At 69.1% G+C, this 19102-nt stretch carries 15 protein-coding genes; 10 read left to right on the top strand and 5 right to left on the bottom strand.

All coding sequences use genetic code 11. The features are described 5' to 3' along the window. Position 1: 1 nt before the first annotated feature. From HDA39_RS19170 to HDA39_RS19155, 4 genes are read right to left on the bottom strand one after another with little or no spacing between them, the layout of a single operon-like run. Positions 2 to 796, bottom strand: a complete 795-nt coding sequence (locus HDA39_RS19170; RefSeq protein ID WP_184796880.1) for a hypothetical protein — start codon at positions 794 to 796, stop codon at positions 2 to 4. Next, positions 790 to 1935 carry a galactonate dehydratase gene (gene dgoD, locus HDA39_RS19165; RefSeq protein ID WP_184796878.1) on the bottom strand — a complete coding sequence of 382 codons (1146 nt, stop codon included), beginning with the start codon at positions 1933 to 1935 and terminating at the stop codon, positions 790 to 792. Before dgoD ends, HDA39_RS19170 begins: the two co-directional genes overlap by 7 nt. Then, positions 1932 to 2660, bottom strand: coding sequence for a FadR/GntR family transcriptional regulator (locus HDA39_RS19160; RefSeq protein ID WP_337925801.1), 729 nt, complete (start codon positions 2658 to 2660; stop codon positions 1932 to 1934). The genes dgoD and HDA39_RS19160 overlap by 4 nt, the downstream gene beginning before the upstream one ends. Before the next feature lie 55 nt (positions 2661 to 2715). Further along, positions 2716 to 3426 carry an SDR family oxidoreductase gene (locus HDA39_RS19155; protein ID WP_184796876.1) on the bottom strand — a complete coding sequence of 237 codons (711 nt, stop codon included), beginning with the start codon at positions 3424 to 3426 and terminating at the stop codon, positions 2716 to 2718. A 166-nt stretch (positions 3427 to 3592) separates the two neighbouring features. Between HDA39_RS19155 and HDA39_RS19150 the strand changes: the two genes are divergently transcribed. The 8 genes from HDA39_RS19150 to HDA39_RS19115 all read left to right on the top strand — a co-directional run bounded on the left by HDA39_RS19150 (position 3593) and on the right by HDA39_RS19115 (position 15412). Beyond that, the gene (locus HDA39_RS19150; RefSeq protein WP_184796874.1) at positions 3593 to 4870 is read left to right on the top strand and encodes an ABC transporter substrate-binding protein; all 1278 of its coding nucleotides are present in this window, start codon (positions 3593 to 3595) and stop codon (positions 4868 to 4870) included. Then, entirely contained in the window at positions 4867 to 5784 is a 918-nt protein-coding gene (locus HDA39_RS19145; RefSeq protein WP_337925800.1) for a carbohydrate ABC transporter permease, read from the top strand. Before HDA39_RS19150 ends, HDA39_RS19145 begins: the two co-directional genes overlap by 4 nt. Further along, a complete protein-coding gene (locus HDA39_RS19140; protein WP_184796872.1) occupies positions 5781 to 6605 on the top strand; it encodes a carbohydrate ABC transporter permease in 825 nt (274 codons plus the stop codon). Before HDA39_RS19145 ends, HDA39_RS19140 begins: the two co-directional genes overlap by 4 nt. Continuing rightward, the gene (locus HDA39_RS19135; RefSeq protein WP_202893051.1) at positions 6602 to 8638 is read left to right on the top strand and encodes an alpha-galactosidase; all 2037 of its coding nucleotides are present in this window, start codon (positions 6602 to 6604) and stop codon (positions 8636 to 8638) included. The genes HDA39_RS19140 and HDA39_RS19135 overlap by 4 nt, the downstream gene beginning before the upstream one ends. 18 nt (positions 8639 to 8656) lie before the next feature. Then, positions 8657 to 10735, top strand: coding sequence for an NPCBM/NEW2 domain-containing protein (locus HDA39_RS19130; RefSeq protein ID WP_184796868.1), 2079 nt, complete (start codon positions 8657 to 8659; stop codon positions 10733 to 10735). Between the two features lie 96 nt (positions 10736 to 10831). Continuing rightward, positions 10832 to 12394, top strand: coding sequence for an FG-GAP-like repeat-containing protein (locus HDA39_RS19125; protein WP_184796866.1), 1563 nt, complete (start codon positions 10832 to 10834; stop codon positions 12392 to 12394). Positions 12395 to 12669: 275 nt separating this feature from the next. Next, positions 12670 to 14427 carry a bifunctional metallophosphatase/5'-nucleotidase gene (locus HDA39_RS19120; protein WP_184796864.1) on the top strand — a complete coding sequence of 586 codons (1758 nt, stop codon included), beginning with the start codon at positions 12670 to 12672 and terminating at the stop codon, positions 14425 to 14427. A 181-nt stretch (positions 14428 to 14608) separates the two neighbouring features. After that, complete coding sequence (locus tag HDA39_RS19115; protein ID WP_238356795.1) at positions 14609 to 15412, top strand: CPBP family intramembrane glutamic endopeptidase; 804 nt, start codon at positions 14609 to 14611, stop codon at positions 15410 to 15412. Here the strand turns inward: HDA39_RS19115 and HDA39_RS19110 are convergent. After that, a complete protein-coding gene (locus tag HDA39_RS19110) occupies positions 15372 to 16790 on the bottom strand; it encodes an FGGY-family carbohydrate kinase (RefSeq protein ID WP_184796859.1) in 1419 nt (472 codons plus the stop codon). The genes HDA39_RS19115 and HDA39_RS19110 overlap by 41 nt on opposite strands. Before the next feature lie 122 nt (positions 16791 to 16912). Between HDA39_RS19110 and HDA39_RS19105 the strand changes: the two genes are divergently transcribed. Together HDA39_RS19105 and HDA39_RS19100 are read left to right on the top strand one after the other, a co-directional pair. Further along, positions 16913 to 17806 carry a nucleoside hydrolase gene (locus HDA39_RS19105; protein WP_337925799.1) on the top strand — a complete coding sequence of 298 codons (894 nt, stop codon included), beginning with the start codon at positions 16913 to 16915 and terminating at the stop codon, positions 17804 to 17806. Then, positions 17803 to 19098, top strand: a complete 1296-nt coding sequence (locus HDA39_RS19100; protein WP_184796855.1) for an ABC transporter substrate-binding protein — start codon at positions 17803 to 17805, stop codon at positions 19096 to 19098. The genes HDA39_RS19105 and HDA39_RS19100 overlap by 4 nt, the downstream gene beginning before the upstream one ends. The last annotated feature ends 4 nt before the right edge of the window (positions 19099 to 19102 follow it).

Raw genomic sequence — 19102 nt, 5'->3', positions numbered from 1 at the left:
ATCACACTGGCCTGGCGGACACAACCAGCCGCCAGGCCAGTTCGCCGCCGGCAGGCACCACCGCGGCATCACCCGGCCCGGCCTCGTCCAGCCCGAACACCCGCCCGAGCATCGGCTCGACCCCGAGGCTCCGGTACGGCGCGCCGACCGGGAACCCGCCGAGGTTGCGCCACAACGCCGTCGAAACAGGTTGCCCAGGGCAACTCAAGGCGAAGGTCAGCTCCTGCCCGCGATCACGCACGCAGGCGGACGGGGTCTCAAGAACGGCCCCAACCGCCGTCCCATCAGTCGGCCCGTAGGTCCCCAACGAAGCAGACCAAGAGCCCTCGACCCAAGGCCCATCATCCGGATAGAGCCGGCACCCGGTTCCCTCCGGGACTTCGACAACCGCACCCACAGCACAGTCGAGCAACGCATGCGCCGCCCACACGAACCGATAACCCGCTGGAGCAGTCAGCAAGTAGTCCGCCCAGACGACACCCGTCGGCCCGTCGACGACACCCGGCGGACGCTCCCCGCCGTTCATCCGGCGGCGCAGCTCGGCCTCGCCCCACCGGACGACATCCCACTCGCCGTCCGCGCTCCACACCTGGTTCCACAACCCGCCGTGGTCAGGCGTGCCGCGGACGGTCGGGAAGCACTCGTCCAGCCCGCCCGCATCGGTGAAAGCGATATCGCCGGTCCGAGGCCCGGACGCCAGTCCCGGCCCCGACCACAGCCACTCGCGACCGGCGAGCCGCAAGGAGTTCCAGCGACCACCGTCCGTCAGGTCGACGCCAACAGCCGCGCTCACCATTCGGCGAAGGACCCGTCCTCGTGCGCCCACAGGGGATTACGCCAGGCGTGCCCCTTCCGATCAGCAGCCCGTACGGCGGCCTCGTCGACCGTGATCCCCAGCCCCGGCAGCGGGTTGTACTCCGCGTGCCCGTCCACCCACGTGAACGGCGCCGGATCCACGACGTACGACGTGAGGTCGCTCGCCACGTTGTAGTGGATCCCGCGGCTCTGCTCCTGGATCAGGAAGTTCGGCGTCGCGAACGAAACCTGCAGCGAAGCCGCCAGCGAGATCGGCCCCAGCGGGCAGTGCGGTGCGAACAACGCACCGTGCGACTCCGCCAGCGAAGCGATCCGCCGCAGCTCCGAGATCCCTCCGGCATGCGACACATCCGGCTGCACCACAGCAACCCCGGCATCCAACGCGGGCAGGAACTCCGACCGGCTGTAGAGCCGTTCACCCAAAGCGATCGGCACCGTCGACCCGTCCACGATCGACGGCAGATGCCGCAGGTGCTCGGGCAGTACCGGCTCCTCCACGAACAGCGGATGCAGATCCTCCACCGCGTGCAGAATCCGTCGAGCCCCAGCGACTCCGACCCGCCCGTGCAGGTCGATCGCGACGTCCAGCGAATCCCCGAGCACCGAGCGCGCGGCCGCCAGCCGGTCGACGATGCCCACGATGTCGGCCCGCGACGGCGACGGCTGGATCCGGCCGCTCGCGTTCATCTTCACCGCGGTCATCCCGGCCGCGACCTGCTCGGCGACCTGCTCCGCGATCTCGCCCGGTTCGTCGCCGCCGACCCACGCGTAGACCCGCGCCCGGTCGCGCACCCGGCCGCCGAGCAGCGACGACACCGGAGCGCCGTACACCTTGCCCGCGATATCCCAGAGCGCATGATCGAGCCCCGCGACCGCGCTGCTCAGCACCGGCCCGCCGCGGTAGAAGCCGCCCTTGCTCAGGATCTGCCAGTGTCGCTCGATCTGCAGCGGGTCCTGGCCGATCAGGTACTCCGACAGCACCTCGATCGCGGTCCTTACCACCTCGGCGCGGCCCTCGACCACCGGTTCGCCCCAGCCGACGACGCCGTCGCTGGTCTCGATCCGGCAGAACAGCCAGCGCGGCGGGACCAGGAACGTCTCGATCCGCTCGATCTTCACTTGCGGCCTCGAACGGTGCCGGGCTTCTTCCGCACGTCCGACAGGTCCTCGGCGGCCTTCGCCAGCAGTTCCCGCATCGCCAGCTCGGCGCCCTCGGGATCGCCGGCCCGGACGGCCTCGACCACGCGCTGGTGACTGGGGACCGGGTCGTCGGACGGCTTCGCCTTGTGCACCAACCGGTCGCGGCCGGCCAGACCGGTCTCCATGATGACCTCCATCTTGGTCAGCAACTCGTTCCCGGTCGCGGCCAGCAACGCCTTGTGGAAGGCCAGGTCGGCGTTGACCGCGGCCAGGTCGTCGGTCGCCGAGGCCATCGCGGCCAGCGCTGCGTCGAGCGCTGCCAGGTCGGTGCCGTCGGCACGGATCGCGGCCAGCCGCGCGGCCGCCGGTTCGACGATGCCGCGCACCTCGTGCAGCTCCTCGAGCAGCTCCGGCCGTACGTCGTCGTCGAAGTGCCAGCGAATCATGTCCGCGTCGAGCAGGTTCCAGTCCGAGCGCGGCCGGACGAACGTGCCGCGCTTCTGCCGCGCGTCGACCAGCCCTTTCGCGGTCAGCACCTTCAGGGCTTCCCGTACGGCGGTCAGACTGACCCCGAGATCGGCCTGCAGGTCGGGCACGTTGATCGTCGCGCCCTCGGGGATCTGCCCCGACAGGATCCGCTGCGCCATCACCTCGACGATCTGCCCGTGCAGTCCCCGCGACATCCCTCGCTGAATCCCCGTCACGCCGCTCTCCCCATCACCCTGGTCGTCGAAGTCGTCATACCCGCTCCGCTGCCGCTCACGCCGAATCCTTCTTCGCGGACCAGCCGCCGTCGACCGTGAGCGTCGCCGCGGTCACGAACGACGCCTGGTCCGACAGCAGGAACGCGACCGCCGCCGCCACCTCGCCGGGCCGGCCGAGCCGGCCGATCGCGGTCGCTCGCGCGCTCTGTTCCTTGCCCTCGGCGCTGACCCGGTCCCAGGCCGCGGTGTCGACTGGGCCTGGCAGCACGGTGTTGACCCGGATCTTCCCGCCGTACTCGACCGCCAGCTGCCGACCCAACGCGACCAGCGCGCCTTTCGTCGCGGCGTACGCCGGGTGGCCGGGGATCCCCGCGACAGCGTGCACCGACGACACCAGCACCACCGATCCTTCAGCGGCCGCGAGATCGTCGTACAGAGCACGGAAACCGAGGAACGCGGCGGTCAGGTTCACGTCGAGCTGCCGCTGCCAGGACGCCGGCGCGAGCTCGTGGGCCGGCCGGACGTCGACCGTGTACGCGTTGCTGACCAGACCGGTGACCGGTCCGAGCTCGTCGCGTCCGCGGGACAGCACCTCGGCCCAGGTGTCCGGCGCGGAGACGTCACCGACCACGGCGATCGCGCGCCCGGGGATCTCCCGGCAGGGCTGGAGGTCCACCTGGACGACGGCGTCACCGTCCGCGAGCAGCCGCTCCACGCAGGCAGCACCTATCCCGGTAGCAGCGCCGGTCACCACGATCACCTGCACGTAAGTGTTCCTTTCGACGATGCACGATGCATTAGTTGATCGCGAGCCGCGCTCCGCGTCAACCTGTTTCTCATAATTTACGAATTAATATTGACACTCCCGAGCTCCCGGCCGCAAGATCGTCCGCAGCAAGCACCAACGGACCACTCGATGCACTGGAGCAGTGATGGCACCTGATCGGCGGACGTTCCTCAAGGGCCTCGGAGTACTCGGGGCCGCGGCCCTGGTGCCCGGGTGCGCCACTTCGACCTCGAGCAGCGGCAGCGGCGGTGGCGCGGCAACTGGTGAGCTCGCGCTGCAGTCCAACCTGTCGGCCGAGCAGGCCAAGGCCGCGATGGAGAAGCTGGTCGAGGCCTACAACAAGACCGGCGGCGGCACGGTCAAGCTGAACACGGTCGCGTCGGAGATCTTCCGCACCCAGCTGCCGACGTACCTGACCTCGGCCAACCCGCCGGACCTCTACACCTGGTACGCCGGTTCGGTGGCCAACTCGTACGCCGAGAAGGACCTGCTGCTCGACGTGACCAGCGTCTGGGACACGATGGGCAACTACCCGAAGTCGATGCAGACGCTGTCCACCAGCGCGGCCGGCCAGAAGATCTTCGTGCCGACCAGCTACTACTGGTGGGGGATGTTCTACCGCAAGTCCAACTTCGCCAAGTGGGGCGTGACTCCGCCGAAGACCTGGGCCGAGTTCCTCGCGGTCTGCCAGAAGATCCAGGCCCAGGGCATCCCGCCGATCGGTATCGGCCTGGGCGACACCCCGTGGGTGGCGTCGGCCTGGTTCGACTATCTGAACATCCGGATCAACGGCGCGCCGTTCCACCGCGACCTGCTGGCCGGCAAGGGCGACTTCACCGACCCGAAGGTGAAGGCGGTCTTCACCCGGTGGCGCGAGGTGCTCCCGTACTTCGACCCCAAGGGCAAGTCGTTCCCGTTCCAGGAGGCGACGTCCGCGCTGCTGGGCGGCAAGACCGGGATGTTCCTGATCGGCACGTTCTTCGCCGACAGCGCCCCGAAGGACGCGCTCGACGACATCGACTTCTTCCAGTTCCCGATCATCGACCCGAACGTGCCCGTCGCCGAGGAGGCCCCGACCGACGGCTACTTCGCCAGCAAGAAGGCGAAGGACCCCGAGGCGGTGAAGAAGTTCCTCACCTATCTGGCCACGCCCGCGGCGCAGGAGCTGTACGTGCAGAACTCCTCCGGTACGGCGATCCCGGCCAACCCCGACGGCAAGGCCGCCGACACCCCGTTGGTTGCCAAGGGCAAGGCGATGGTGAACAGCGCGGCCGAGCTGACCCAGTTCTTCAACCGCGACTCCAGCGACGCGCTGCAGCCGACCGCCGACGCGGCGCTGACGAAGTTCCTGGACAAGCCCGACCAGATCGACCAGATCCTCAAGGACTGGCAGGCCGCAGCGACGAAGGTCTTCAAGGCGTGACGGCAACAGCCGTCGAGGTGAAGACCCGCCGGCGGTCGGCCAAGCGCCGGTCGCTGGGGGTCTCGCCGCTGATTCTCGTCTTCGTGTTCGTGCCGTTCGCGGTCGAGGCGGTCTGGGTGTTCTGGCCTGCCCTGCAAGGGTTCTGGCTGTCGCTGACCAACTGGGACGGCTTGTCCGCCCCGACCTTCGTCGGCCTGGGCAACTTCCGCGAGATGGTGTCGGACCCGATCTTCCGTACGGCGCTGAAGAACACCGCGATCTGGCTCGTGCTGTTCGGCGGCCTGAGTGTCGCCGGTGGGTTCGGGATGGCCCTGCTGCTGCAGAAGGAACGCCGCGGCGTCGGGATCTACCGGGCCGCGCTGTTCACCCCGGTGGTCTTCTCGCTGGTGGTCACCGCGCTGATCTGGCGCGTCTTCTACCAGCCGGACGGTCTGGTCGACTCGGTCCTGCGCGGCATCGGTCTCGGTGACCTGATCCGCCCGTGGCTGGCCGATCCCGACACCGCCCTGTACGCCGTGATCGTGCCCGCGCTCTGGCGGCAGATCGGGTACGTGATGGTGCTCTACCTGGCCGGCCTGAAGGCGGTCGACCCGGCGCTGTACGAGGCGGCCCGGGTGGACGGCGCGTCGGCCTGGCAGCGCACCCGGTACGTGACGATCCCGCAGCTCAAGGGCGTGAACTCGGTCGTGCTGTCGGTGATCGTGATCGACTCACTGCGGTCGTTCGACATCGTCTGGTCGATGACCAAGGGCGGCCCGTACCACTCCTCGGAGCTGCTCAGCACATACATGTACTCGACCGCGTTCCAGTCCACCCAGCTGGGCTACGCCTCCGCGATCGCCGTGGTGATCTTCCTGCTCGCGCTCGCGGTCATCCTCGGCTACCTGATCCGTGCCTTCCGGGAGGAGACATGAGCAACCGTCTGAAGACCGGCGGGTACCACCTGTCGATGGGCCTGGTCTCGCTGCTGTGGGTCGCGCCGATCCTCTGGGTGATCGTGATCTCGTTCCGCAGCTTCGACGACGTCGCGGCCAACGGGCTCGGCTCGCTGCCGCACTCGTTCACCTTCTCGACGTACGTCCAGGCCTGGCAGGACGCCGAGGAGTTCCGGGCCCTGGTCAACAGTTTGCTGGTCACCATCCCGGCGGTGCTGCTGAGTCTCGGGCTCGCCTCGATCGCGGCGTACGGGCTGGCCCGCTACAACATCCCGTTCCGCCGGACCGTGCTGCTGCTGATGCTGATGGGCAACCTGCTGCCGCCGCAGATCCTGCTGATCCCGATCTCGCGGTTCGTCGAGCTGATCGGGTACTACGACACGCTGATCGCGCTGATCGCCGTGCACGTCGGGTTCGGGCTCGGCTTCTACACCTTCGTGCTGCACGGCTTCATGCGCGACCTGCCGAAGGAGATCCAGGAGGCCGCGACGATCGACGGCGCCGGTCCGGGCAAGATCTTCCTGAGCGTGATCCTGCCGCTGACCCGGCCCGCGCTCGCGGCCCTCGGCGCGCTGTCGTTCACGTGGATCTTCAACGACCTGCTCTGGTCGATCACGGTGATCCGGTCCGGCGACAAGATGCCGGTCACGCCGGCGTTGCTCGGGCTGCAGGGACTGTTCGTCTCGTCGTGGAACGTGATCGCGGCCGGCACGGTGATCGCGGCGGTGCCGACGGTCGCGGTGTTCCTGCGCTTCCAGAAGCACTTCGTCGGCGGTCTGGCGATCGGAGCGGTCAAGTGACCCGATGGACGCTGCGCGGCGCCAGCACGGCGTACGTCGTGGGAGTGCCGGACCACGGTCAGTGGGCGTCACTTGTTGCCTGGGGCCCACAAGCCGTTGCCGAGGGCCCGTCGTTGACCGAACCGGTCGGGACCGAGCACTTCCTGCCGCGAGCCGACGTCGAGCCGCTCGAGTACGCCGTCCGAGGTGTGCGCTACACGAGTCCCGCCGAGCTGGTCGTGAGCGGTCCGGACGGGAGCGACGAGTGCCGGCCGGTGTTCGTCGACGCCGTCCAGGACGAGGACGCGCTGGAGCTGACGTTCGCCGATCCGCTGCGGTCGCTGCGCGTCGTACTGCACTACCGGATGCCTGCCGGGCTCGATGTCGTCGAGCGATGGGTTGCCGTGCACAACGACGGTCCCGACGAGCTGCGGCTGCACGAGCACGACTCGGCCGGGTTCGTGATCCCGACGTCCGAGGGCGCGGTGATCCGGTCCCTGTGGGGCGAGTGGAACAGCGAGTTCCAGCAGGAGTTGGTCACCCTGCAGCGGGGACGGTTCACCGTCGACAGCCGGCAGGGCATCACCGGCCATTCGTACTCACCCTTCCTGTCCGTGAGCGACGCCGGCGATCCGGCCGGTACGACGTACGGCGTTCAGCTGGCGTGGTCCGGAGACTGGCGGTTGAGCGCGGACGTCGACACCACCGGGCAGACCCGGATCCAGGCAGGCCGGGCTCCGTCCAGCTTCGGCCTCGCCCTGGTCCCGGGATCGTCGTGGGTCTCCCCGGTGGCCGTCGGCGGTTGCAGTGCCTCAGGCCCGGACGGATTGGCGCGGGCTTTTCACGCCTACCAGCGGTCGTTGGCACGGGACCTGCCGCGGCGGGTGCTGTACAACTCGTGGTTCGCAACGGAGTTCGACATCCGGGCCGATCACCAGCTGGAGCTGGCCGAGCGAGCGGCCTCGGTCGGTGCCGAGTTGTTCGTGGTCGACGACGGCTGGTTCGCCGGGCGCGACGACGACCGGTCGGCGCTGGGGGACTGGGAGGTCGATCCGGCCGCCTTCCCGCGTGGGCTCGACACGTTCATCGCCGAGCTGGGGGAGTTGGGGCTGGACTTCGGGCTGTGGGTCGAGCCGGAGGCGATCAGTCCTTCGTCGAAGCTGGCGGCCGAGCATCCCGAGTGGGTCCTGCGGACCGACGGCCGTGAACCGGTGCAGATCCGGAACCAGTGGCTGCTCGACCTGAGCCGGGACGACGTGACGGAGTGGATCTGGTCGACGCTGGACCACCTGCTGACGGCGTACGACATCACGTACCTGAAGTGGGACGCGAACCGGGCCCGGCTGGACGCGGGGGACCGGCGGCGTGATCTCGACGGGCTCGTGGTGACGAACCTGTACAAGATCCTCGACCGGCTGCGGGAGCAGCACCCGCGGGTCTTCGTCGAGGGCTGCGCCGGTGGTGGCGCGCGCGTCGATCTCGGTATGGCCGCGCGGGTCGACACGCTCTGGCCGAGCGACAACACGGCGCCGCTGGACCGGCTGAAGATCCAGCGCGGGTTCCTGACCGGCTGGTCGCCGCACCTGATGAGCTCGTGGGTGACCGATGCCGAGGGCACCCACGACGGGCGGGAGCGATCGCTCGACTTCCGCTTCCACGTCGCGATGGCCGGCGGCCTGGGAATTGGTGCGGACCTGTCGCGCTGGTCGGACGAACAACTCTCCATCGCCCGACGCAATGTCCTCAAGTACCGGCATATCCGGGAAACAGTTGCTAGTGGCACTTTGTATTTCCTGGACCACGGTCTGCAGTACGTCGACGCAGACCGCTCGGTCGTTTTCCTCTGGGACACCACCGACGGGAACGTCCGCGGCACTCTCCCGACCCGTCCTCGCCGAGTCCGGCTGGCCGGCCTCGATCCGTCCAAGAACTACCGGGTGGGCGAAGCAACCTACCCGGGGAGCTACCTGCTGGAGGTCGGTGTCAGCCCCGAGGGCGCCGACTCGCACTGCCTGGTCGTCGAACCCCTCGACCGACCCGCCCGTCATCACTAGGCAGCAAAGGAAGACAGCGTGAAACGACTCTCCGCTCTGCTCGGCGGTCTGATCGCGGCGGCCCTGGTGTCCGCCTCGCTCGTCACCCCGACCGTCCCAGCCGCAGCCACGCCCGCAGCGCCCTCCGCCCCGGTGCTCAGCCCCACGCCGTACCAGGGCTGGAACACCTACTTCGGCCTCGGTGGCGACTTCACCGAGGACACCGTCAAGTCCGTCGCCGACACGATCGTCAGCCGCGGGCTCGCCAAGGCCGGCTACGACATCGTCTGGCTGGACGGCGGCTGGCAGGCCGACCAGTCCCGCAGCCCCGAGGGTGACCTGGTCGCCAACCCGGCCAAGTTCCCGAGCGGCCTCAAGTCGCTGGTCGACTACATCCACGGCAAGGGCCTGAAGGCCGGCATCTACACCGACGCCGGTCCGTTCATCCCCGGCAAGTGTGGTCTCGGCAGCGGTGGCGGCTACTACCAGCACGACGCCGACCAGTTCGCCGCGCTGGGCTTCGACGCGGTCAAGGTCGACTTCCTGTGCGGGATCGCCGCCGACCTCGACCCGAAGACGGCGTTCACCGAGTTCGCCAAGGCGCTGCGCAACAACGCGAGCAAGCGGCCGATGATCTTCAACCTCTGCAACCCGGTCACCTCGCCGGACTGGGGCGACTACCCCGAGTCGCAGCAGTCGATCAACTCCTGGACCTACGCGCCGGACATCGCGCAGTCGTGGCGGACCTACACCGACGTCGGCTTCGTGTTCGACATCAAGTACAAGGACGTCATGCGCAACTACGACGCGAACGCCCGGCACCCGGAGGTCGTCCGGCCGGGAGCGTTCAACGACCCCGACTACCTCGCGCCCGAGCTCGGCATGTCCGACGAGGAGTTCCGCAGCCAGATGACCCTGTGGGCGGTCGCCGCGGCGCCACTGGTCATCGGCAGCGACGTCCGCAAGCTGAGCAACACCTCGATCGCGACGCTGACCGATCCTGACGTGCTCGCGATCAACCAGGACAAGGCGGTCGTCCAGGCCGTGCGCGTCGGCGCGGCCGGTACGACGGAGACGTGGGTCAAGCGCCTCGCCGACGGCGGTCGTGCGGTCGTCCTGCTGAACCGTGGCGACAGCGCGAAGACGCTCACCACGACCACCAAGGCCGTTGGCCTGAAGGGCGCTCGCTTTACGTTGAAGAACGCGTGGACCAACAAGGTCACCGAGAGCGCGGGCACGATCAGCGCCGCGGTGCCGGCGCACGGTACGGCGCTGTTCCGCGTCGAGCCGGCGCGCGGTCTCCCGGGTGTCCCGCACGTCACCGCGGGGATCCCGACCGTGACCAAGGTCGGCAACGCCACGCAGCCGGCCGACGCCGCGGCGGTGGTTGCCGGTGGCGACGAGCTGCGCGTCGAGGTCGCCGTGCGCAACGACGGGATCCTGCCGGTGCTGAAGCCGGCCGCGACGCTTGCCGGTGGCACCGGGTGGACGATCAAGTCGCTGACGAAGGCGCCGGTCCTGCTCGCGCCGGGCAAGCAGTTGACGTTCGCCTTCACCGCGAAGCTGCCGGCGGGCGCGGCACCGGGGAACGCGGCGCTGACCGCGCGGACGTCGTACGAGGCGATCGGGTACGGCAAGCAGAACCAGACCACGGTCTCGCCGGTCGTGGTCGCGCCGGCGCCGCCGTCCGGGACGGTGCAGCTGTCGCACCACGACTGGATCACCGCGACGTCGGGCTGGATGACGCCGACCGTCGACCATTCCGTCGGCGGTGGGTCGCCGATCAGCCTGGTCGGCCAGACGTACGCGACGGGCATCGGCGTCGCGTCGCCGTCGCTGGTCCGGTACTACGTCGGGCAGCAGTGCAGCCGGTTCACCGCGACCGTCGGCATCGACGACGCCGTCCGCAACGTCGACACGGCCGGTGGCACGTCCACCTTCCAGGTGGTTGGCGACGGCAAGGTTCTGTACGACAGCGGCACCGTCGGCCGCGACGACCCGAAGCAGATCGACGTCGACCTGACCGGCGTCCGGGTGCTGGACCTGGTCGTCGGCGACGCCGGCGACGGCGGCTACAACGACCGCGCCGACTGGGCGGCCCCGACCGCCACCTGCTGAGTCCCGACGAAGGGGCAGACCGGAGAGCCGGTCTGCCCCTTCGTTGTGTTTGGGTGGTTCTCGCTGCATCCGCCTGTACGTCGTGAGGACCCCTGCATGAAACTGCGTCACCGCTGGAAGCTCGCCACCGCCGCCGTCGTCAGCATGGGACTGGTTGTCGGTGGAGTCGCCCACATGGCGACCGCCGACACCGGCGCCGGTGCCTCCACCGACACGACTGCCTCAAGTCTTCCGCCCGTCAAGGGCTCCGTTCCGCTGACTGCTGCGGAGGCCGGAGCCTTCGCGCCGAACGCCGTCTCGCGGTCGAGCGCCTCCGGCCCGGCAGTTGCCCCGCGCCCCCAGTCGTCCCAGCAGCTCGCCCGTGCGGCCGCCGCCGTACCGACGTCCGGCAAGCTGTCGATCAAGGGCGTCTACCAGAGCACCAACTACTTCTGTGTCCCCGCCTCGAGCCAGGTCACGCTCGCGACGTACGGCGTGAACGTCACCCAGCAGACGCTGGCCAAGGAGATGGGCACGACCACCGAGGGGACCTACAACCGGACCTCGATGCCGGTGGTCAACAAGTACGTGAACCCGCTCGGGTACTCGATCTGGAGCAGCGACACCACCGGCAACGCGACCAACCTGCTGAACTGGGCGGCGTACGACATCGGAACGCTGAAGCGTGCGCCGATGATCGGCGTGTGGATGGAGAAGCTGCCCTGGAACAAGGGCCTGAGCGGCCACTTCGGCCACGCGATCCTCGTCCACGGCTACGACAAGACCGCGAAGACGCTGACCGTCTGGGACCCGTGGAAGCCGACCGGCGGCACGCACACCATCGCGGCCTCGACGCTGAACGCGGCGATGCAGAGCTACGGGCTCTCGTACGTCGCCGGGCACTCGGACGCGGACCTGACCAACGCCGGCGACCTGACCGGTGACGGGCTGCCGGACATGATCGCGGTGCACCGGCCGACCGGCGATCTGTACCGGTACACGAACAACGGCAAGGGCTCGTTCGAGGGCGGCGCGAACGCGGTCAAGATCGGGACCAGCTGGAACGGCCTGACCGAGCTGACCGGCGTCGGCGACCTGACCGGCGACGGCAAGGCCGACGTCGCGGCCGTCGAGAAGTCGACCGGTAAGCTCTGGCTGTACCGCGGACCGTCGCTGTCCGGCACCACCCGGCTGCTGATCGGCAACTCGGGCTGGACCGGCATGCGCGACCTGGTCGGCCTCGGCAACATCACCGGCGACGCCAAGCCGGACCTGGTGACCATCGAGAAGTCGACCGGGAAGCTGTGGGTCTACCCCGGCAAGCTGAACGGCCTGGCCGCGCGCAAGCAGCTGGGGACCAGTTGGCAGAAGCTGACCAAGCTCGCCGCGATCGGCGACCTGTCCCGCGACGGCAAGCCCGACTTCGCCGCCGTCGACTCCTCGACCGGCAAGCTCTGGCTCTACAAGGGCCTCACGTACGCCGGCGGCACCTCCCGCGTCGAGATCGGCACCGGTGGCTGGAACGGCATGCGCTCGCTGACCGGCTTCGGCGACCTCACCGGCGACGCCGTACCGGACCTGGTCACCGTCGCCAACACCGGCGGCGACATGTACGTCTACCCCGGCAAGGCGAACGGCCTCGGCACCCGCGTGAAGCAGGGCGGCGGCTGGAACGGCTGACCCCTCGGCAGCACTGAACACCGGGCCCGAAGTCCGGTGTCCAGCAGGGTGGTGGCCGGTGACTTCGCGGGAACACCGGCCACCACTACCTGCTATTTGATCAGATCTTCAACACCTTGGGCAGCGGCCGGATCCTGCAGCTTCGTGCAGGGCCCGGCCGCTTGCCAGTTTCCTGCGGAGTTCGCTGATCGGCCGTCAAGTAGTGACATTCCGTTCGATCTCAGGCAGTCTCCTGGTGCCGGTAAGTGCTTGACCTAGCCCATCAGGAGACACTTATGCGCATTCTTCGCTCGTTCGCGGTGGTAGTCACTGCCACTTTGGCCGGTTCGGCGCTGACGCCGGCCGCCGACGCCGTTACCACATCGGTACCGGTCCAACTCGTCTCGATCACCGACTTCCACGGATATCTCCGGCCGCCGTCGGTCGCCGACGGCGGGACGATCGCCGGGCCCGACGGGCAGCCGGTGACGGTGGGCGGTGCGGCGTACCTGGCGACGCACCTGAAGGCGATCCGGGCCGGGAAGGCCAACTCGATCTTCTTCACCGACGGGGACAACTTCTCCGGGTGGCCGTTCGAGGTGGACGCGCACGCGGACGAGCCGACGGTCGAGGTGCTGAACGCGCTCGGGGTGGAGTTCTCGTCGGTGGGCAACCACGAGCTCGACGTGTCGAAGAGCTTCCTGGTGGACCACATGGAGAAGGGCAAGTGCTTCGGCAAGGTCGGGGTGGACAGCTGCTTCACCGACTCGACCGGCCGGCGCTTCCGCGGGGCCGACTTCGAGTTCCAGTCGGCGAACATCGTCGACCGGCGCGGGAAGACGATCGTCGCGCCGTACACGATCCGATGGGTGCGGGACCACGGGCGGTCGTACCCGGTGGGGTTCATCGGGATGACCGTGCCGGACACGCCGGTCGGCTCCACGTCGTACCAGCCGGACCTGCGGGCGCTCGATCCGGTGGCCTCGGCGGATGCCGCGGCGGCCGAGCTGAGCCGGCGCGGGGTGAAGGCGATCGTGCTCAACCTGCACGACGGCGGCACGGACGCGTCGGCGACGTACGACAACTGCGTGAATCCGACCGGGCCGGCGATCGACCTGGCGCGGAAGGTGAGCTCGTCGATCGACGCGATCGTCACCGGGCACTGGCACGCGGCGTTCAACTGCTCGCTGCCGGATCCGGCCGGCAACCCGCGGCCTGTCGTCGAGGCGGCGAACCACGGGCGACTGATCAACGAGATCACCCTGCGGCTCGATCGGCGTACGGGTGAGGTGCTGCGCTCCGCGACCACCTCGGTCAACCACGCCGTCACCCGCGACGTCCCCGCCGACCCGAAGATCCAGAAGATCGTCGACTACTGGACCGCCGCGGGGGAGCGCAAGTACGCCGAACCCGTCGCGACTGTGACCGGTGACTTCACCCGGACGCCGAACGCCGCCGGCGAAAGCACCTTCGCCGATCTCGCCGCGGACGTCCACCTCTGGACCGCGCGTCAGGACGGCCGCGCCGATCTCGGCCTGATCGCCGCCCAGCCGGCCGTCGGCAGCACCGCTCTCCGCGGTGACCTGCTGGTTGCTCCCAGCAACAAGCCGGGCGATGCGCCCGGGCGGGTCCTGCTCGGCGAGTCCTGGGACGCGTACGGCTACGGCAATCCTGTCCTCACCGTCAGCCTGACCGGCGCGCAGTTGGACGCCGTACTCGAGCAGCAGTGGCAGCCTCAGCCCAACGGCACCGTGAAGTTCGCACCCTTGGCGGTCTCCGCGAACGTCCGCTACACCTACGACACCACCCGCCCGATCGGCGACCGTGTCGCGCCCGCCGACGTCCGGATCAACGGCGCCGCCCTCGACCCGAGCAAGACCTACCGAGTCGCCGCCCTCGCGTACACGGTCATCGGCGCCGACGGCTACCCGGCCTTCAAGTCGGCCACCCACCCCGTGCGGAACAACACCGACCACGAGACCTTCGTCGACTACCTGAGGTCCCACCGCACCCTCACCCCCGCGCCCCTCACGCGGGTCACCTCCCGCGGGTAGTACCCGACGCAGCGGCTGCCACCAACAGCCGCTGCGTCGGACGTCCGCTGCGGGCGATCGAACAGTGGACCTAGCACCACCATGGATCGGCGGGCTGGGCCCCTGATCGAACGCCGGAAAAGGCGCCAGGATTCAGGCATGGAGTTGACGAGATGCTTGATCGGAGGCGGCCCCGGTGTCGATGGCTGAGGCGGTACGGGTCGGTCGCCGCAGGGACGTCCCGGAGCGGCGGTTGTCGTGGTTCTTCGGGGTCTGCCTGCTGCTGAGCTGGGTGCCGTGGATCGTGCTGGGCGTGGTCGGTGCGAACGTCGACGAAGGGGCCGGCGCGCTGGTCTTCGGACTGGCGGCGAGCGGGCCTTCGCTGGCCGCGTTGGTGATGTGGTTGCGGTACCGGCGTACCGATCGGATGCCCCGGCAGGTCACCTGGTCGTTGCGGTGGCCTCTGGTCGCCGTGGTCCTCGGTGCGGCTCCGCCGATCACCGCCGCGCTGTTGCTCGGCGTCGACGGCATTCCCGCGCACGCCTCGTCGGTGATCGCCGGCGCCGGCGGACCGCTGGGGGCCTTGGCCTACACACTGATCGCCGGGCCGCTGTCCGAGGAGTTCGGCTGGCGCGGATACCTGCAGCCGAGGCTTCGCCGGTACTCCGGGCGGATCGCCGTGACCGGCATCATCGGCGCCGCCTGGGGACTGTGGCATCTGCCGCTGTTCTTCCTCGACGGCACCGGCCAGCACGACAAGGGCCTGATCAGCCTCGAAGGACTGCTGTTCTTCCTCGGGCTGTTCCCGCTGACCTACACCATCCTTTTCGTCTCCGAGCGGCTCCGCGGTGGGGTGTGGGCGGCCGTCCTCGTGCACGCGGCCTGGAACCTGACCGAAGAACTGGTCCCGGCCCTCAGTGCGACCGGCCTGTGGGTGGAGTTCTTCCTGACCACCCTGATCGCCGTCAGCGTCGGCCTGATCTGGCGCCGCTCGCCCCAGCTGTGACCGAGGCGACCGCCGCTGCCCACTGGGCGCGGCGGTCGTCGCGCGCCGCGGCAGTGGCCGTGGCCGGCTCGAAGGTCCGGTAAGTACGGCGTTCCGCCCAACCGGTTGGTTGCCCCAGAGTGGTCCAGGCGAGCTCGGCGGCGCCGAGGGCCGAGAGCTCGGGGACGTCGGCGACCTCGACCGGACGGCCGAGAAGATCGGCCTGGGTCTGCATCAGGAGACTGGAGACCGTGGCGCCGCCGTCGCCCCGCAGGCGCTCGGCCACCGGGAGCGTTTCGACGAGGTCGCAGATCTGATGGGCCACGGCGTCGACCGCTGCCCGCGCGATGTGAGCGCGCGTCGTCGCGCTGCTCATGCCGGTCAGCGCGGCCCGGGCCTCGCGATCCCAGTGCGGCGCTCCTAGACCGGCGAAGGCCGGGACCAGCACGACGCCTTCAGCAGAAGGCACCGTGGAGGCCAGCTCGACCAGAGCGCCGACCTCGGCAAGACCGAGGAGCGAGGCCGTCCACGCGAGAGCGGCACCCGACGAGACGATGTTGCCTTCCAGCGCGTACGTCGGCCGCTCGGTGAGCCAGGCCAGCGTGCACCCGTCCGCCGCGAAGGCCTCGACCGGAGTCATCACCGACGAGCCGGTTCCGTACGTCGCCTTGACCATGCCGGGAAGAACACATCCCTGCCCGTACATCGCCGCATGCGAATCGGCGAGCACCGCAACGATCGGGATGCCGTCGCGCAGACCAGGAACCCCGGACGTCACGCCGAAGCCCGCGTTCGACGGCCGGACCTCGGGCAGGACCGGCAAGGGAATGCCGAACGCGTCCAGCAGATCGGGCGACCACGCTAGCTCGGCGATGTCGTAAAGCAAGGTGCGGGAGGCGTTGCCCGCCTCAGTTAGATGCTCTCGGCCACCAGTGAGTCGATGGACGAGCCACGAGTCGATCGTTCCGACTTGGTCGGCGGAGGTCTGGGCCAACAGCCAGTGCAGCTTCGGGGCCGAGAACATCGCGTCCACCCGGAGCCCGGTACGACGGCGGACGAGCTCGTCGACACCAGCAGGCAATGCGGAGCACCACCCCGACGTACGGACGTCCTGCCAGCCGATGACCGGGCCGACGGCCGCGCCGGTCCGGCGGTCCCAGCCGACGACCGACTCGCGCTGCGTGGACAAGGCGATCCCCACGATCTCCGCCGACGACGACGGGATCGCGGACAGCACGCTCGCCCACAGCTCGTCGGCGTCCTGCTCCACCCATCCCGGTCGAGGTGTCGACAAACCGACCGGCGCCGAGCCGCCGGCCAGTACGGCGCCGGAGGCGTCGACGAGCACGGCCTTGGTGTTCGTCGTGCCCTGGTCGATCGCGAGCACCGCACTGACCATCCGGCCGACCTCCCGCCGTCCGACAACTTTCCACCGAGCTCTTGACGGGACTCTAACGCCGTGGCGACACTCAAGGCGACAGGCTATGCACTAGTGAATTTCTATTCAAGAAGGTGGCAGCCGTGAAGCCGAGCCGACGCCGGGTGATCATCGACACCGACGCCAAGAACGAGGCCGACGACCAGTTCGCGATCGTGCACGGGCTGTTGTCGCCGACCTTCGACGTCCGGGGACTGATCGCCGCCCACTTCGGCACCCGCCGGTCGGACCGCAGTATGGAGGAGTCCCGCGAGGAGATCGACCTGCTGCTGGACCTGATGGACCTGACCGGCAAGGTCCCGGTCGCCAACGGCGCACCGACCGGCATCCCCGACGAGCGGACCCCGCTCGACTCGCCCGGTGCCCAGCTGATCATCGAGGAGTCGAAGCTGGCCTCGAAGGACGATCCGCTGTTCGTCTCCTTCCTCGGCCCGCTGACCAACATGGCCTCGGCGATCCTGCTCGATCCCGGCATCGTCGACCGCGACGTCGTGGTGATCTGGATCGGCGGCCGCGGTTACCAGGGCTACACGTCGTACCCGGGGATGGAGTTCAACCTGTCCAACGACATCCACGCCGCCAACGTCGTGTTCGGCTCGGGGATGACGGTGTGGCAGGTGACGAGTGACGTCTACACCAAGGTCTCGGTCGGTTACGCCGAGCTCGACGAGAAGATCGGGGACGCCGGCCCGCTCGGCAGGTACCTGATCGACCAGCTGCACGAGTGGAACGCGATCCACCACGGCGAGCCGATCGAGTCCCGCTCCCTCGGCGACTCGCCGGCGATCGCGCTGATGCTGTTCCCCCGCAGCGGGGACCTGCGGGTCCGGCCGGCGCCGCGGTTCGGCGTCGACGGCTGGTACCTGCCCGGGACCGACAACCCGATCCACGTCTGCGAACAGATCGACGTCCGCTTCCTGCTGGAGGACATGTTCGCCAAGATCCGCCGCTTCGCCCGCCAAAGGAGCCAGTCATGACCTACACCCGCCGGGGATTCCTCGGCCTCACCTCCGCCGCCGCGCTCGGCGCCGGGCTGTCCGCCTGCACCGGCGCCGGTACGACGTCCAGCAGCGGCGGCGGCGCCACCGCCGAGGCCTCGAACAACCTGCGCCTGTTCACCTACGAGGACGACGCGACGATCGGCCTGCTGAAGGCCCAGGTGAAGAAGTTCGACGAGCAGAACGGTACGACGACCACCGTCGACAGCCTGCCCGGTTCGGGCGCGGCCGTGTACCCGGACAAGCTGCGCACCGAGCTGCTCGGCGGCAAGGGCCCGGACGTCTGGCGGATCTGGGGCGGCCAGATCGGCAGCCCGTTCGCGAAGGCCAAGCAGGCGCTCGACCTGGCGCCGTACTACGCGAAGTTCGGCTGGGACAGCAAGCTCAACACCGCGGCGATCAGCGGGATGACCTTCGACGGCGTCAAGACCGGCGTCCCGTTCATTGCCCTCGGCATCGGTGCCTGGTACAACAAGTCGCTGTTCGCCAAAGCCGGCGTGAGCGCCCCGCCGACGACGTACGCCGAGCTGGAGGCGGTCAACGACAAGCTCGTCGCCGTCGGTGTCACCCCGCTCGCGACCGGCGGCAAGTACGGCTGGCACGTGATGCGGCTCTTCGAGTACCTGCTCGAGCACACCGCGGGCCCGGAGCTGCACGACAAGCTGCTGACCGGTGCCGAGAGCTGGGACCGGCCCGAGGTGGTCGAGGCGTTCGCGCTGTTCAAGAAGTGGCAGGACAAGAAGTGGTTGCCGCAGGGCGCGCTCGGGCTCGACCCGGCCGACATCGAGCCCGGGTACGTGCAGGGCAAGACGGCGTACACGATCACCGGCCCGTGGACCGAGGCCCAGGCGATCCTGTCGGCCAAGAAGCCGTCGACCGCCTTCGGGACGTTCGAGCTGCCGACCGACCAGAAGCCGGCCCGGCACTCGGGCTTCGTCGAGGGCTACATGATCAACGCCAAGTCCGGGAACGCCGACAAGTCCGCCGCGCTGATCGACTTCATCCTCCAGCCCGCGGCCCAGAAGGCGATGCAGATCACCGCCTCGACGGTGAAGGGTGCCGAGCCCGACCCGAAGGCGCTGCCGCTGGCGGCCGAGTGGTCGCAGAAGTACGCCGGCAACCCGTTCTACACGATCCAGGACCAGGCCTTCCCGAAGAAGGAGGCCGACCAGTACTTCAGCGTGCAGAGCGACCTGCTGCAGGGATCGGTCACTCCCGACGCGGCGGCCAAGAAGATGCAGGAGATCGTCTCCGCCTGGGCCAAGGGCTGAGTCG

The sequence above is a fragment of the Kribbella italica genome (assembly GCF_014205135.1).
GTDB lineage: Bacteria > Actinomycetota > Actinomycetes > Propionibacteriales > Kribbellaceae > Kribbella > Kribbella italica.
Note: the sequence above shows the minus strand (reverse complement) of the source record. Positions and strands in the feature narration are given on the sequence as shown.

What these genes read in the sequence shown, in the direction of transcription:
- HDA39_RS19170 (WP_184796880.1), bottom strand. Translation starts at nt 796, where the DNA reads ATGGTGAGCGCGGCTGTTGGCGTCGACCTGACGGACGGTGGTCGCTGG.
- HDA39_RS19150 (WP_184796874.1), top strand. Translation starts at nt 3,593, where the DNA reads ATGGCACCTGATCGGCGGACGTTCCTCAAGGGCCTCGGAGTACTCGGG.
- HDA39_RS19140 (WP_184796872.1), top strand. Translation starts at nt 5,781, where the DNA reads ATGAGCAACCGTCTGAAGACCGGCGGGTACCACCTGTCGATGGGCCTG.
- HDA39_RS19125 (WP_184796866.1), top strand. Translation starts at nt 10,832, where the DNA reads ATGAAACTGCGTCACCGCTGGAAGCTCGCCACCGCCGCCGTCGTCAGC.
- HDA39_RS19120 (WP_184796864.1), top strand. Translation starts at nt 12,670, where the DNA reads ATGCGCATTCTTCGCTCGTTCGCGGTGGTAGTCACTGCCACTTTGGCC.
- HDA39_RS19115 (WP_238356795.1), top strand. Translation starts at nt 14,609, where the DNA reads ATGGCTGAGGCGGTACGGGTCGGTCGCCGCAGGGACGTCCCGGAGCGG.
- HDA39_RS19110 (WP_184796859.1), bottom strand. Translation starts at nt 16,790, where the DNA reads ATGGTCAGTGCGGTGCTCGCGATCGACCAGGGCACGACGAACACCAAG.
- HDA39_RS19100 (WP_184796855.1), top strand. Translation starts at nt 17,803, where the DNA reads ATGACCTACACCCGCCGGGGATTCCTCGGCCTCACCTCCGCCGCCGCG.